Below are 13063 nucleotides of genomic sequence, written 5' to 3'. Positions count from 1 at the left end.
GGGGGGCGCAAGCTAGGTTACGTCTACGGCTACTAACCCCCACGCTGTCACGGGAAGCGAGACATCCTCCCGTGACAGCGTGGCCTCGCCGCCGGCCCGCTCCGTCCACAACGCGCCGTCCGCTTCGTCGTTTGCCATACCCAAATGCGCATGAATTCAGGTCGCGGGCACGCAATTCCACCCGGCCCGGTTGGGCACTGGGCGTTCGGCAACCGCCGGCAGTTCTCCGAAGATCCCTTGGCATTTTTGCAATCGTGCGCGCGCGCATGGCGACGTGGTCAGGGTCGCCCAACGCACATACCTGATCGCCGCGCCGGCCACGATCGCTACGGTGTTGAGCGACGATGGGACGCTTTACGGAAAAACCGATCCCGACCCGGTCGCGCGGCGCGCGGCATTCCCCGCCTCGGTCATGAACAGCACTGGCGTCGTCTGGCGGCAGAGGCGGCAGACACTGCAGCCTGCATTTCGTGCCGCCTTGGTGCGCGACTCCGCAGTGCAGGCATCGACTGCCACGCTGGCGCTTCTACGCGAACAGGACGAGTGTGTCGCTGCACACGACATGCGCACACTGATGACCGGATTATGTGCGCAATTGGGCGCCGGCTTTCTCCTTGGAAATCCGGATCATGCACCGGACCTGCTGCGCATGCTGCCCATGGTCGATACGATTCTGCAGCAGACGCGCCGTCAATCCCTGGTGCCGATGTGGTGGCCATCGGCGCATCGACAGCGCATGCGCCGCGCACGCGACGAGCTTCAACTGGCGCTGGACCAAATTTTGATGCGTGCTCGGCAGCAGCCACCCCACGCAGCATCGGTCCTGTCGCTGCTGTTGGCCGACGCTGCACAGGGTGACAGCCACTGGTGCCGCGACGAAGCTGCGGCGATGCTGATGTCCGCGTTGGAACCGATGGCGGCCGCACTGACCTGGACCTTGCTGCTACTGGCGCAGCATCCGCACGTGGCGCAGCAGGTTACGCAGGAAGCGGAAGGACTGGACGATGTTGATACCGCAACCGGCACCGGGTTGCTCGACCGCTTGCCGCATGCGCGGGCCTGCGTGAAAGAGGCCATGCGCCTGTATCCGCCGGCCTGGATGACCGCGCGGATTGCGCAACGCGACACCACCCTGGACGGCTTCCACGTTCCAAGCGGCACCCAGCTGCTGATCAGCCCATGGGTGGTGCACCGCGACGAACGTCATTTCCCCGATCCCGAGACGTTCCTGCCTGCCCGCTGGCTAGACGATAGCGCCACGCACTCGCTGGCACGCTACAGCTACTTTCCATTCGGCGGCGGCCCACGCAGCTGCATCGGCAGCATGCTGGCCCTCACCCAGATGACCGCGGTCATCGCCACCGTGTTGCGGTCGCGCAGCCTGCATCTGGCTGCCGATGCTCGCCCCACGCCTTTTCCCGCGCTCGTATTACGACCGTTGGATGTGCGCATCGCACTACGGCCACGACCGGGCATCGCATCTCGCCTAGGCACTGCCGCATGACCGATCCACACGTTCGCAAAAAGATCAGGGAATATCCACATCGATTCTTCGACTCCAGCGTCTGGAATGATCTGTCCCTGCGCGAAGGAGATATCGTGATCGCCAGTTACGCCAAGGCCGGCACGACCTGGCTGCAGCAGATCGTGGCGCAACTGATCTTCGGCGGCGAAGCAGAGATCGATGTCTCGGCCGTTTCACCTTGGGTCGACGGCGTTTATCCGGACAAGGCAACCAAGCTCGCGCTGCTGGACGCGCAGAGCCATCGACGCTTCATGAAGACGCACCTGCCAGCCGATGCACTGGTCACCAGCACGCTGGCCAAATATCTGTATATCGGCCGCGATGGACGCGACATTGCGCTGAGTCTGTATGACCATCAATGCGCGGTGAGCCTGGATGCGCAGGCACGCCTGGACGCTGGCGGTGGCGAACCCGGCAAGCTGCGCGTGCTGCCGCCGCCGCAGCTGACGCACGATGCCTATGTGGCGCATTGGCTGGAACATGATGGAGCGCCGTTCTGGCCGTTATGGGAAGGCGTGCGTTCGTGGTGGGAGCGGCGTGAGGATGCGAACGTGCTGCACCTTCATTACAACGACCTGCTCGACGACCTGCCCGGCCAGATCGGCCGCATCGCCGCCTTTCTGGACATTTCGGTTCCACCCGGCAAATGGGACACGATCGTGGCGCACTGCCGCTTCGACTATATGCGACAGCATGCAGCACGGTACGTGCCTCAAGGCGCCGGCCTGTGGCGCGAAGGCGGCAAGGCGTTCTTCAACCAGGGTCGCAGCGGTCGCTGGCGCACTGCCCTGCCGGACGCACTCAATCACGCATATGTGCAACGCGCACACGCGGAACTCGGCGAAGACGCAGCGCAGTGGCTGGCCCACGGCCAGGCGCAAACGTCGTGAGCCTGCAACTCATCGGCGCCGGCCTGGGCCGCACCGGCACCCTCTCCCTGAAGCTGGCGCTTGAGCGGCTCGGCGTGGGCCGCTGCTATCACGCGATGGAGTTGGCAGCGAATCTGCGTCAAGACCTGCCGCGCTGGGAGGCGGCAATCGACGGGCACCCGGATTGGGATGCACTGTTTGCCGGCTATGCAGCGACCACCGACTACCCCGGCTGCTGCTTCTGGGAGGAATTGTCCGTGCACTTTCCGCACGCCAAGGTGATCCTGACCGTGCGCGACCCCGATGCGTGGTTCGACTCGGTCAGCGCGACGATCTTCTCCGGCGACGGCAGCGTGCCGTCGCTGTTTGGGGCCCATGGCCAACGCGTGAGCCACTTCTTGCGTCGCGACATCCAGGCACACCTCGGTGATCGTGCCTTCATGACCGATTACTTCCGTCGCTGGAACCAGGGCGTAATCGAGCGTATACCACCGTCTCGCCTGTTGGTGCTCGATGCCGATGCCGACGCGCACTGGGAACGCCTGTGTGCATTTCTCGATCTGCCAGTGCCGGCGCTGCCGTATCCCCGCGTCCATGCTCGGCGCACCGGGAACGCGTCGGTGCGTCCGCTGCCAACGGAGCCGGCCTTGATCGAACACCGCATGCGCAACTACCTGGAAATGCTCGCCGAAGAGGCCTTCCGGCCGACCGCCCTGTAACCGGCGCGACCCGTTTGGATCACGCCAGGCAAAATGCGGCGTCCGATGCGACAACCCGCAGGCTGCCGATGCGAATCAGGTCTGCGGCGACTGCGCTGGAGCCATGCGGTTGGTACTGAATCGCGCCGGTGGCGCGTGGCCCTCGGCCATTGCATTGCTACCGAACTGCTTACCCACGCCAATTGGCATTGCGCTCCCAGAACGCGACGCTACGCCGATACGCCTCGCGGTCCAGCGGGGTGCCCGAGCCGCCCTCTTCCACGCCCAAGGCATTGCGCAACATGGTGATCGGTGCCATCGGAATCTCCTCCGGCTCTGCGGTGTAGAGACAACCGACCACGCCCCAGTCTGCCTCGATGGGCGTGCCTTCCTTGGCCAACTGATCGCGGCTGTAGAGGATGGGCAGCAGATACGCGGCCACCGGTGGCTCGACACCTTCGAACCAACGCACCAGCACGGCCAATTCCTGCGTGCTGCGCGCCTCGTAGCCGGAACGCAGCAGGTGCCGGTTGTCATCGGTGACGGGAATGGTGAGGCAGCGGGTCGAAGTCCAGTTGCGGTGCACATGCAACTGACAAAACGGTGCATAGCCCTCGATCACGCGTAGCGGCGGCTCATCGTTGAGCCGCTGGACGAACTGCTCCGGCGTGCAGTCCTGAATGGCATTGCGACGCCCATCGCGCGGAAACAGGCGGGTACGGGCGAACTGGGTCAAGACGATCGACATGGGCGGGCTATGCGGCGACAAAGAGCGCCAGGGTAGCGCGCAGGCGTTCGCACGACCACGTTGATCCCATCCACCAACCTCGCGGCGATCGGTCTGGCGCGAGTGCCTGGCCTGGTTTCCTGCAGTCATCAAACACGCACCCACAGCATGCAGGTGCGCAGCATGCAGCGTTGTCGCGCCTGCGGTGGCGCTGACCCCATCCAGCAATCACCCAATGCGGCAGTTCGCCGGCGTCACCAGATCAGATCGTCCGGCACCTTGAACTGGCTGTAGTAGTCGTCATCGCTGTCGGGCGCGGCCGGCGCGCTGTTGCGTCCGTGGTCCAGCACCACGGCATCGGCATCGCGGCTGTAGACCTTGTCGGCGGCTGCGCGCGGAATCAGCTCAAAGCCATCGCCGTACCGCACGATCACCAGCGCGCCGCTGGCCAACTGGCTGCGCAGCGTCGTGGTGACCAGCACGCTGCGGATCACGCTGCCGTCGTTGAAGCGGTAGTCGATCTCGCCTTCGCGCTTGACCTTGTTGGTCTCCACGATCTGCCGCACCTGGGCCAGCACTTCCTGCTTGCGCAGCTGCGCATTGCGCTCTTCGGCCAGCGCACGATCACGCTCGGCACGCTCGGCCTGCAAACGCGCCGCATCCACCTTGTCCGTCGCCGCCGGCTGCACCGCCGCGCCCTTGGCATGGCGCTGCTTGACCTGCTCACGCGCAACCTTGTCCACCTGGGCCTTTTTCACCAGGCCGGCCTTGAGCAGCTGTTCTTGCAATGGATTACGCATGGAAAGGGTCGGCAATGAACTGGCCGCTAGTTTAGCGCGCCGGGCTGGCGCCGCCGGGCAACCAGCCGCAAGCGCACGCCGTTCGTCGTCAAGACGGCCAGGATTTTGCCCAACTGCCTGAACAGCCACTATCATGCGGCGCTCACAACCACTCAAGGACGAAGGATGATCATCTGGGGATCAGGCGGCGACGCGATCGCGCTCGGCGCAGCAGACAGCGCGCATTGCAACCAATGTGCGCAGCAGCGCAGTTTCCGCCATGTGCTGCAGTACCGCTATGCGCACCTGTGGTACGTCTTCGGCTGGGTGACCAAGAAGCAGTACCTGCGCGTCTGCGACGGCTGCAACCAGGTCACCCCGCTGGATACCAAGACCTTCGAACAATCGCGCGGCAAGCCGCCCATCCCGGCCTACCGCCGTTTCGGTGGACTGGTGCTGCTGGGGCTGATCGCCGCCGTGGTTGCATTTGGTGTCTACAGCGACTCGCAGACATCCAAACGCGACGACGCCCTGCTGGCACAGCCGGCACAGGGCGACCGATACACCGTCGATCTGCAGACCGTGGCACCCGGCGCCTATGAAGGACATGCGTACGGCGTAGTGCGGGTCGATAGCGTCAACGGGCAGACCATTACCCTGGCGCTACCGAGCAAGGGCTACGACAAATGGAAAGGTGCCGAGCGCGATGCGGGCGGCAGCAGTGCCAGGCAGCCGGCGTATTACACCGACGATCAGGTCGAGGTACCGCTGTCCAGACTGCAGTCCCTGCACGCAAGCAACGAACTCCGCCACGTCTATCGCTGAGCACTGAGCTTTTGTTGCCGGTGCAGCAAGCGCTGCGCTGGCGACTTGTGCGGCGGCGCATGCCACCGGCAACACCCCGCGCCTGGGTTTCACCGCAATCGCAATGTGCCAGCGGCCACGCTAATGCCGCCGAGCCGCGCGCACTTTGGCGGCGCGTTGTATTGAATACGTATGCACAACACCGATGCTGCGCCGCGATGGGCGCTTAGCATCACCGCGCGCTGCACGCCGTGCGCGCGCTTTCCGGAACAGGGGCCGGGGGCCTTGATGCGGGCAGCGTGATGCACACGCCGGGCCTGCGCCTACCACTGGAGAAGCACCCGATGCGCACCACACTTGCACCCACTCCCCCTTCAGTCCTGCAGCGCGGCGCCCGCGCATTGCTCACGGCGCTGGCATTGCTGCTGGTCACAGCCAACGTACAGGCCGATGTCATCCTGCACGCGTTCAACTGGCCGTATGCCACCGTCGAAGCGCGCGCCAAGCAGATTGCCGATGCCGGCTATCGCAAGGTGCTGGTTGCGCCGGCGTACCGTTCCGAAGGCAGTGCCTGGTGGGCGCGCTACCAGCCGCAGGACATCCGGCTGATCGACAATCCACTCGGCGACACCATCGCGTTCCGGCGCATGGTGCAGGCGCTGGCCAACAACGGTGTGGAGACCTACGCCGACATCGTGTTCAACCACATGGCCAACGAAGCGGCCACGCGCTCGGACCTCAACTATCCCGGCAGCGCCGTGCTGGCACAGTACGCCGCCAACCCGGGCAGATACGATGCGCTGCGTCTGTTCGGCACCTTGCAATCGAACTTCCTCGGCGCCAGCGATTTCGGCCCGGGCCAGTGCATCACCAACTACGACGACGCCTTCCAGGTCCGCAATTACCGCATCTGCGGCGGTGGCAGCGACCCGGGCCTGCCCGATCTGGTCGGCAACGATTGGGTGGTGCAACAACAGCGCGCCTACCTGCAGGCGCTCAAGGGCATGGGTGTGACCGGCTTCCGCGTGGACGCGGCCAAGCACATGAGCTTCGACCACCTCAACCGCGTGTTCGATGCCGGCATCCGCTTCGGCGTGTATGTGTTCGGCGAGGTCATCACCGGCGGCGGTGCCGGCAATGGCGATTACGACCAATTCCTGGCGCCCTACCTGCAATCCACTCCACATGCGGCCTACGACTTCCCGCTGTTCAACGCGGTGCGCAATGCCTTCGCCATCGGTGCCAGCCTGCAGCAGCTGGTGGACCCGGCCGCGTCCGGGCAGGCATTGCCGGGCAACCGCGCGGTGACCTTCGCCGTCACCCACGACATCCCCAACAACGCCGGCTTCCGCTACGCCATTCTCGACCCGGTCGATGAAACCCTGGCGTATGCGTATTTGATCGGACGCAATGGCGGCATGCCGATGATCTACACCGACAACAACGAAAGCGGCGACAACCGCTGGGTCAATGCCTACCAACGCGACGATCTGCGTCGCATGATCGGCTTCCACACCGGCGTGCAGGGCACCGACATGCAGGTACTGTCGTCCAGTTCCTGCCATATCCTGTTCCGCCGCGGCAGCCTGGGTATCGTCGGCATCAACAAATGCGGTAATCCGGTCACCACCACAGTGGGCATGAACAACAGCGTGTTGTACTGGAATGCCGATTACACCGATGCGCTGGGCTCAGGCAATGTGGTCCGCATCACCAGCAGCGCGTACACCTTTACGCTGCCGGCGCGCGGCGCGCGCATGTGGCGTCGCTGAGCAAGGCGCATAGGCGTGCGGATACGGCATGGTTCACAGGTTCCGGTCGGATCACCAGGTATGCGATGACGCGCCTGTACCGTAGATGCTCACCAAGGGATCGACAGCAGGCTTGCGCCACCGGGAATGTGTGCATGCCTGCTGCATTCATGCCTGCGTATCGGTCACGCATGGAACGCCCTCCTGGCACGCAGCAGACCGCACAGCTCGGCAGTCGCCTGGCAATCGATACGACCATTGATAAACGATGGAGCGATTGAGAAGACTACGCGTCTGGATGCAACGAATCTTCTCGCGTGCAAGACCTACGTGGCAGCCCGGTGCAAGCCGCCACGGTTCGGCACGCATCGGGCTGCCCCACAATCGATCGCGTTCCCATGCAACCAGGCAACGCGCTCGATCATCCACCAATCGAGCAACCGGAGCAGCCCGATGCCTTTGTACTTCGTCCGTCATGGCGAGTCGCTCGCCAACGAACAGAACTATTTTGCCGGTGCACAGAACTCGCCACTGACGCCACTGGGTCGCAGGCAGGCCAGGCAGGCTGCCGATTTCGTCCGGCAACGCGCACTACGCTTCGACCAAGTGCATGTCTCCACGCTCGAACGCGCACGCGCCACGGCGGACATCATCCTCGAAGGCGTGCCCGATGCACCGCCGGTGATCTACAGCGACGCACTGAAGGAGCGCGACTTCGGCATCTTCGCCGGCAAGAACAAGACGCTGATCAAGAAGTCGATCGGGCATCGTCTCTTCGACGCCTGTTTCCACGACGCCAGTGGCGCGCCGCCCGACGGCGAGCACTGGATGGACATGTACGCGCGCTGCAAGCAGTACTACGACACGGTACTGGCGCCGCTGGACCGCCAGGGCAAGCAGGTGCTGGTGGTGGCGCACAAATACATCGTCGAGGTGTTCGCGTTGATCGCCTCGGGCCTGCCACCGGCCGAGTACATCGATTTTTCCGCCTGCCCAATTCGCGCCCGTTGTCGTGGGAGGAACTCAAGCGCCTGACCGCGCGCAGTTCCTCGCGTCTGAACTATCTGGGCGAGCAGAGCGAAATCCATCTGCTGCAATGGATGCTGGTGGCCGCTGTGGCAGGCTTTGCGCTGTCGTGCCTTGGCGTGGCAGTGCCGCATGGCCTGAGCTCCACCGCCATCGTGGCGCTGCTGGCAGTCAATGCGTTCTTCCTGTCGGTGCGCATCGAACCCGGCGCGTTGCGCCTGACCCGAGGTCCGGAAAACCGCGCGCTGAGCATCCTCAGCGTTGCACGCGCCGGGTTGGCCATGCTGCTGCTGACGCAATCTCACAACGAATGGGTGCATATCCTTGGCTTGCTGCTGATCGTGCCGCCTGCGCTGTCGGTGCCGACCTTTTCGCTTGCGCGCGGCGGCGATTACTTCTTTGCGGCCCGCTACACCCTGGTGCTCTCGATCCTGCTGCCGGTGGCACTGCTGGTGTTGTTCCTGGATCACCACGCGGTATTGGGCAATGCGCATGCACTGGAACGCTACTTCGTGGTGTTGCTGCTGGCGCTGGCGTTTCCGTCCCTGCTCGCACAGGGCTGGCGGCATGCGCGCCCGATCGCGGCCGGCAAGCTGGCCACCAACTGGGGCTGGGTGGGCGCACTGACGATGGTGCCGATGGCTTTTCTGGTGGCACTGCGCGCGGGAGGCACGCCGTTGGCAGACGCCTTGATGCATGGCCGATGGCAGGCATGGGCCGCCCTGGTGTTGCCATTTGCGCTACTGCTGGCCTGCCGCCTGGCAAGCGTGGTGTATCTCGCCGTCCACCAGCGCGTGACCGGCAAGCCCATTCCCGCGGCGATCGTTTCGGATATCCACCTGCTGCAGACCTCGCCCAATATCTTCCTGTGGCTGAGCCTGTTGCTGCCCGGCACGTTCGCACATGCGCCAACGCTGGTCGCCGGCACGCTGCTGGGCTTTTTCGCCTTCGCGCTACTGGACGAGACCTGGGTGGTGCGGCGTTTCCGTGCGCAGATCGCACCGGCGCTGCGCCAGCACGCTGCACGTTCTGCGACGCCGGCCAAGCCGTTGGATGCGGGCGCCATGGCGCCCGGCTGAGGTGGCGCTGGATCGCGGGTAAGCCGCGCGGCACCTGGCGCATCGCCGGATGCGCCAGGTGCCGTGGCAGTTATCGGATCATCAAGGCCTCACCCGAATGAACCGCGCACCGCGTAATCCTATCCGCGCACCATCGCAGCAGCAGCGATGCGCACTATTTGGAACAGCTCGCACGACGTAGCCAGCGCGCATCGAGTGGATGTGGACGGCGCACTCGCAACTGGAGTGCAGGCGCGCTACCCGAGGCACTCAAGCAGCGGCTGCGTGTACCTGGCGGCGCAGTCGCGTTGTTTGCCGCTCTTACCAGGCAAACGGCGCGGTGACCTTGCGTGCGCCCAGCAGGAACGCGTCGGCCACATGCACGAACGGCGCGACATCCACTTCCGATTCGCCGGCCCGTACCAGCTGCACGAAGCGCTGATACAACCCGTCGTATTCGCTGGACGCGGGCACCGCCTGCGCTTGCCCATCGATATGCAGCTTGGCGCCGCCTTCGCTGAGCACCAGTTGTCCCTGAGTCGTGTCCACCTCGATGTCCCAGCGCTGGTGGCCGGTCTGCAAAAAGTCGAATTCGGCCGTCACCGGCACGCCGGCGGTATCGACAAAGCCCAAGCTGGCGTACAGCGGTGCCTGGCGATTTTCCGGCGTGTGCAGCTCGGCCCCGCGCAAGGCGAACGCGCGCGGCAATACATGGGTGGCGATGGAGAGCGCATTGATGCCGGGATCGAATACCCCCATGCCGCCCGGCTCCAGAATCCAGTCCTGACCCGGGTGCCAGTGGCGAATGTCTTCCTTCCAGGTGATGTGCGCGCGCAGGATCTGCTTGTCCGCCAGCCACGCGCGCGCCGGCTCCACGCCAGCGGCGCAGCGCGAATGCCAGCTGGTGAACAGGCTGCGTTGCGCGGTGCGCGCCACCTCGCGCAGGTCGTTGATCTCGGCGAGCGTGGCAGCCGGCGGCTTTTCCAGGAAGACATGACGGCCGGCGCTCAACGCCGTCTGCGCCAACGCGTGCCGCCCAACCGGTGGCGTGCACAGGGCCACTGCTTCCAGCTCCGGATGCGCAGCGAATGCGTCCTCCAGGGTCTGATACGCCGGCACGCCATCGACGGTGCCATGCCGGCTGACGGTGGCCACCAGCTGCACATCGGCGCGCGCGGCAATCGTGGGCACATGCTGGTCGCGGGCGATCTTGCCGATACCGACAAGGGCAATGCGCAATGCGTCTGGATGCTTCATCGAAACCTTCGTGCTGATGAGTGAAGTGAGCGTGCTCACGCCGTTGCCGCTGCGATCTGCCGGGCATGCGATGCCACCGCAGCCGCGAACTGGAGGCAGCTACGGCCGGTGGGATCGCAGTGTACGGCGCACTACTGGCCGGCCGCGAGACATCGCTCCTGCTTGTTTTGCTATACCTGCACGCGGCCGCGTGAATGCCTTCCACCTGGCTGCGTTGCAGCACGGTGGGCGCTGCAACGGCGCCCGGCCCGCGACCGGACGATGGCGATGCCTACGACGCCGCGTTCGTCATCGACCCGGATGGGCACCGGATCCAGGCAGTGGTCGAGCGCGCGGCTTGAGTGTCGCTCAGCGCCACGCGGCGCGTGAGATTGCGTGCAGAGCGCCGCACGGCCTCATACACGTCGTCGGCAAGGCCAGCGCAGACACCTACATCTCCAGCACCACCTTGCCCAGGTGGCTGCCCTGTTCCAGATACCGATGCGCTGCGGCCGCATCGGCAAGCGCAAAGCGCTTGTCCAGCAGCACGCGGATCTTGCCCTGCTCGATCCACGGCCACACCACGCGCTCCACCGCTGCGGCCAGCCGGGCTTTTTCGTCGGCATTGCGCGGACGCAGGGTAGACCCGGTGAGGATGGCCTGCTTGCGCATCAGTTGCGGAATCGGCACCTGCAGGGTGGCACCGGCTTGGGACGCGATATAGACGATGCGCCCACGCGGGTTGAGCGCTTCCAGCGTGTCGGCGAACACCGCAGCGCCCACCATGTCCAGCGCCACATCCACCCCGCCGTGCGCCTTGGCCACTGCGACGAACGACTCGGCGGTGGAGTCGATCGCCACATCGGCGCCCAGCTCGCGCGCCTGCGCAGCCTTGCCTGCAGAACGGGCGGTGGCCAGCACGTGCGCGCCGGCGGCCTTGGCCATCTGGATCGCGGTCACCCCGATGCCGGACGTGGCGCCATGCAGCAGCAACCATTGGCCGGCCGCAAGCTGGCCGTGCTCGAACAGGTTGGTGTAGGCGGTGAACATGGTTTCGGGCAGCGCCGCGGCGTGGACAAGCTCCATGCCGGCCGGAATCGGCAACACATGCCGCGCGTCGACCGCGACGTACTGCGCATAGCCACCGCCGCCGAGCAGTGCGCAGACGCGGTCGCCCACGTTCCAGCGACCAGCCGGCTCCACGATCTCGCCGGCCACTTCCAGACCCAGCGTTTCCGGCGCACCGGGGGGCGGCGGGTAGTGCCCGGCGCGTTGCAGCAGGTCCGGGCGGTTGATGCCGGCGGCGTGCACGCGGATCAACACCTGGCCTGGCGCAGGACGCGGGCGCGGTTGCTCGGTCGGGTACAACGCGTCGGCGTCGCCCTTGCCATCGCGGATGGCGATGGCGGTCATGGTGGTGTCGCTCATGCGAACGCTCCGGTGAGAAAGCCTCCAGTGTAGGCATGCGGGTGTGATGTCTGGCGCCAGGTCGCCGGCACGCCCGGGTGCGGCACCACGAAGTGGCGATGACGTTCTGTTCCGGTTGCTGGCGCTCGCGCTGCGAGGTGGGGTGAGGTGCCAGACACCCCCAGGCACCACCCATCGACGCGCCGGCCCAGGCAGACCCGAGCGCATGCTGTTACCACGGCTCACCACAGCGAACCGGGACATCCGCAACCAAATATGCATTCATCGCGATGGAGCGATATTATGCCGACACGCTCTGCCGGATCCGCCGCGATGACGCATCTCAGTTTCGAGTTCTACCCCCCGAAGACAGACGACCAGCGCGCGCAGCTGGACCGCACTGCAGCCAGGTTGAAGGGATACGCGCCGGAATACGTGTCGTGCACCTTCGGCGCCGGCGGCTCCACGCTCAGCTACACCTCCGAAACCGTGCGCCATCTCAAGCAGAGGCATGGCTTCGAAGCGGCGCCGCATCTGTCCTGCGTCGGTGGCAGCCGCCAGGAGATCCGCGAGTTGCTCACGCTGTACCGCGCCATCGGCTGCACCCGCATCGTGGCGCTGCGCGGCGACCTGCCCTCGGGCATGGGCCACCCCGGCGACCTGCGTTATGCCTCGGATCTGATCGCCTTTATCCGCGCCGAACACGGCGACGCCTTCCGCATCGAAGTGGGCGCCTATCCGGAGACCCACCCGCAGGCCACGGATGCGCTCAGCGACCTGCGCTATTTCAAGGCCAAGGTCGATGCCGGCGCGGACGCGGCGATCACCCAGTATTTCTACAACGCCGATGCCTACTTCCATTTCCGCGATGCGGTGGAGCGCCTGGGCGTGGCGGTGCCGATCATTCCCGGCATCATGCCGATCTCCAATTTCTCGCAACTGCGCCGCTTTTCCGAGCAATGCGGCGCCGAGATTCCGCGCTGGATCGGCAGGAAGATGCAGGCCTACGGCGACGATGCCGATGCGGTGCGCGCCTTCGGTGCCGAAGTGGTGGCCGCCCTGTGCGAACGCCTGATCGCCGGGGGCGCACCGGCCCTGCACTTCTACACCCTCAATCTGGCCAAGCCGACCACCCAGGTACTGCAGCTGCTCGGACGTTGAGCACCTGCTTCGCATTCCGGTC

At 65.3% G+C, this 13063-nt stretch carries 13 protein-coding genes; 9 read left to right on the top strand and 4 right to left on the bottom strand.

Annotated features, from left to right (window positions below; genetic code table 11):
• The first annotated feature begins 274 nt into the window (after positions 1 to 274).
• From HG421_RS02535 to HG421_RS02525, 3 genes are read left to right on the top strand one after another with little or no spacing between them, the layout of a single operon-like run.
• Positions 275 to 1504 carry a cytochrome P450 gene (locus tag HG421_RS02535; RefSeq protein WP_248279456.1) on the top strand — a complete coding sequence of 410 codons (1230 nt, stop codon included), beginning with the start codon at positions 275 to 277 and terminating at the stop codon, positions 1502 to 1504.
• A complete protein-coding gene (locus HG421_RS02530; protein WP_169704932.1) occupies positions 1501 to 2415 on the top strand; it encodes a sulfotransferase domain-containing protein in 915 nt (304 codons plus the stop codon). Before HG421_RS02535 ends, HG421_RS02530 begins: the two co-directional genes overlap by 4 nt.
• Positions 2412 to 3113, top strand: coding sequence for a sulfotransferase family protein (locus tag HG421_RS02525; protein WP_169704930.1), 702 nt, complete (start codon positions 2412 to 2414; stop codon positions 3111 to 3113). The genes HG421_RS02530 and HG421_RS02525 overlap by 4 nt, the downstream gene beginning before the upstream one ends.
• 169 nt (positions 3114 to 3282) lie before the next feature.
• Here HG421_RS02525 and HG421_RS02520 read toward each other — a convergent pair whose 3' ends face one another.
• Both HG421_RS02520 and HG421_RS02515 read right to left on the bottom strand, forming a co-directional pair.
• Positions 3283 to 3840: a DUF3228 family protein gene (locus HG421_RS02520; protein ID WP_169704928.1), complete on the bottom strand. Its 558-nt coding sequence runs from the start codon at positions 3838 to 3840 to the stop codon at positions 3283 to 3285.
• Positions 3841 to 4073: 233 nt separating this feature from the next.
• Positions 4074 to 4619 carry a DUF2058 domain-containing protein gene (locus tag HG421_RS02515; RefSeq protein WP_169704926.1) on the bottom strand — a complete coding sequence of 182 codons (546 nt, stop codon included), beginning with the start codon at positions 4617 to 4619 and terminating at the stop codon, positions 4074 to 4076.
• Between the two features lie 165 nt (positions 4620 to 4784).
• Here HG421_RS02515 and HG421_RS02510 point away from each other — a divergent pair, with 165 nt between their 5' ends.
• The 4 genes from HG421_RS02510 (at position 4785) to HG421_RS21170 (ending at position 9258) form a co-directional block, all read left to right on the top strand.
• Positions 4785 to 5423 carry a hypothetical protein gene (locus HG421_RS02510; RefSeq protein WP_248279455.1) on the top strand — a complete coding sequence of 213 codons (639 nt, stop codon included), beginning with the start codon at positions 4785 to 4787 and terminating at the stop codon, positions 5421 to 5423.
• A 380-nt stretch (positions 5424 to 5803) separates the two neighbouring features.
• A complete protein-coding gene (locus tag HG421_RS02505) occupies positions 5804 to 7174 on the top strand; it encodes an alpha-amylase family protein (protein WP_211161812.1) in 1371 nt (456 codons plus the stop codon).
• 432 nt (positions 7175 to 7606) lie between these two features.
• On the top strand, positions 7607 to 8188 hold the full coding sequence (locus HG421_RS02500) for a histidine phosphatase family protein (protein ID WP_248279454.1): 582 nt from the start codon (positions 7607 to 7609) through the stop codon (positions 8186 to 8188).
• The gene (locus tag HG421_RS21170) at positions 8161 to 9258 is read left to right on the top strand and encodes a hypothetical protein (RefSeq protein ID WP_248279453.1); all 1098 of its coding nucleotides are present in this window, start codon (positions 8161 to 8163) and stop codon (positions 9256 to 9258) included. Before HG421_RS02500 ends, HG421_RS21170 begins: the two co-directional genes overlap by 28 nt.
• A gap of 300 nt (positions 9259 to 9558) precedes the next feature.
• Here the strand turns inward: HG421_RS21170 and HG421_RS02490 are convergent, their stop codons facing one another.
• Positions 9559 to 10494, bottom strand: a complete 936-nt coding sequence (locus tag HG421_RS02490; RefSeq protein ID WP_169704922.1) for a Gfo/Idh/MocA family protein — start codon at positions 10492 to 10494, stop codon at positions 9559 to 9561.
• Between the two features lie 194 nt (positions 10495 to 10688).
• On the opposite strand from HG421_RS02490, the gene HG421_RS02485 reads away from it, so the two are divergent.
• Positions 10689 to 10835 carry a hypothetical protein gene (locus tag HG421_RS02485; RefSeq protein ID WP_248279452.1) on the top strand — a complete coding sequence of 49 codons (147 nt, stop codon included), beginning with the start codon at positions 10689 to 10691 and terminating at the stop codon, positions 10833 to 10835.
• An 88-nt stretch (positions 10836 to 10923) separates the two neighbouring features.
• On the opposite strand, the gene HG421_RS02480 is transcribed toward HG421_RS02485, so the two are convergent.
• Positions 10924 to 11901 (bottom strand): NAD(P)H-quinone oxidoreductase, encoded by a 978-nt coding sequence (locus HG421_RS02480; protein ID WP_169704920.1) that lies wholly within the window; start codon positions 11899 to 11901, stop codon positions 10924 to 10926.
• Positions 11902 to 12213: 312 nt separating this feature from the next.
• Between HG421_RS02480 and metF the strand changes: the two genes are divergently transcribed.
• On the top strand, positions 12214 to 13041 hold the full coding sequence (gene metF, locus HG421_RS02475; RefSeq protein ID WP_169704918.1) for a methylenetetrahydrofolate reductase [NAD(P)H]: 828 nt from the start codon (positions 12214 to 12216) through the stop codon (positions 13039 to 13041).
• The last annotated feature ends 22 nt before the right edge of the window (positions 13042 to 13063 follow it).

Source organism: Xanthomonas campestris pv. badrii (assembly GCF_012848175.1).
Taxonomy (GTDB): domain Bacteria; phylum Pseudomonadota; class Gammaproteobacteria; order Xanthomonadales; family Xanthomonadaceae; genus Xanthomonas; species Xanthomonas campestris_C.
Note: the sequence above shows the minus strand (reverse complement) of the source record. Positions and strands in the feature narration are given on the sequence as shown.

What these genes read in the sequence shown, in the direction of transcription:
- HG421_RS02530 (WP_169704932.1), top strand. Translation starts at nt 1,501, where the DNA reads ATGACCGATCCACACGTTCGCAAAAAGATCAGGGAATATCCACATCGA.
- HG421_RS02520 (WP_169704928.1), bottom strand. Translation starts at nt 3,840, where the DNA reads ATGTCGATCGTCTTGACCCAGTTCGCCCGTACCCGCCTGTTTCCGCGC.
- HG421_RS02515 (WP_169704926.1), bottom strand. Translation starts at nt 4,619, where the DNA reads ATGCGTAATCCATTGCAAGAACAGCTGCTCAAGGCCGGCCTGGTGAAA.
- HG421_RS02510 (WP_248279455.1), top strand. Translation starts at nt 4,785, where the DNA reads ATGATCATCTGGGGATCAGGCGGCGACGCGATCGCGCTCGGCGCAGCA.
- HG421_RS02500 (WP_248279454.1), top strand. Translation starts at nt 7,607, where the DNA reads ATGCCTTTGTACTTCGTCCGTCATGGCGAGTCGCTCGCCAACGAACAG.
- HG421_RS02490 (WP_169704922.1), bottom strand. Translation starts at nt 10,494, where the DNA reads ATGAAGCATCCAGACGCATTGCGCATTGCCCTTGTCGGTATCGGCAAG.
- HG421_RS02485 (WP_248279452.1), top strand. Translation starts at nt 10,689, where the DNA reads ATGCCTTCCACCTGGCTGCGTTGCAGCACGGTGGGCGCTGCAACGGCG.
- HG421_RS02480 (WP_169704920.1), bottom strand. Translation starts at nt 11,901, where the DNA reads ATGAGCGACACCACCATGACCGCCATCGCCATCCGCGATGGCAAGGGC.
- metF (WP_169704918.1), top strand. Translation starts at nt 12,214, where the DNA reads ATGACGCATCTCAGTTTCGAGTTCTACCCCCCGAAGACAGACGACCAG.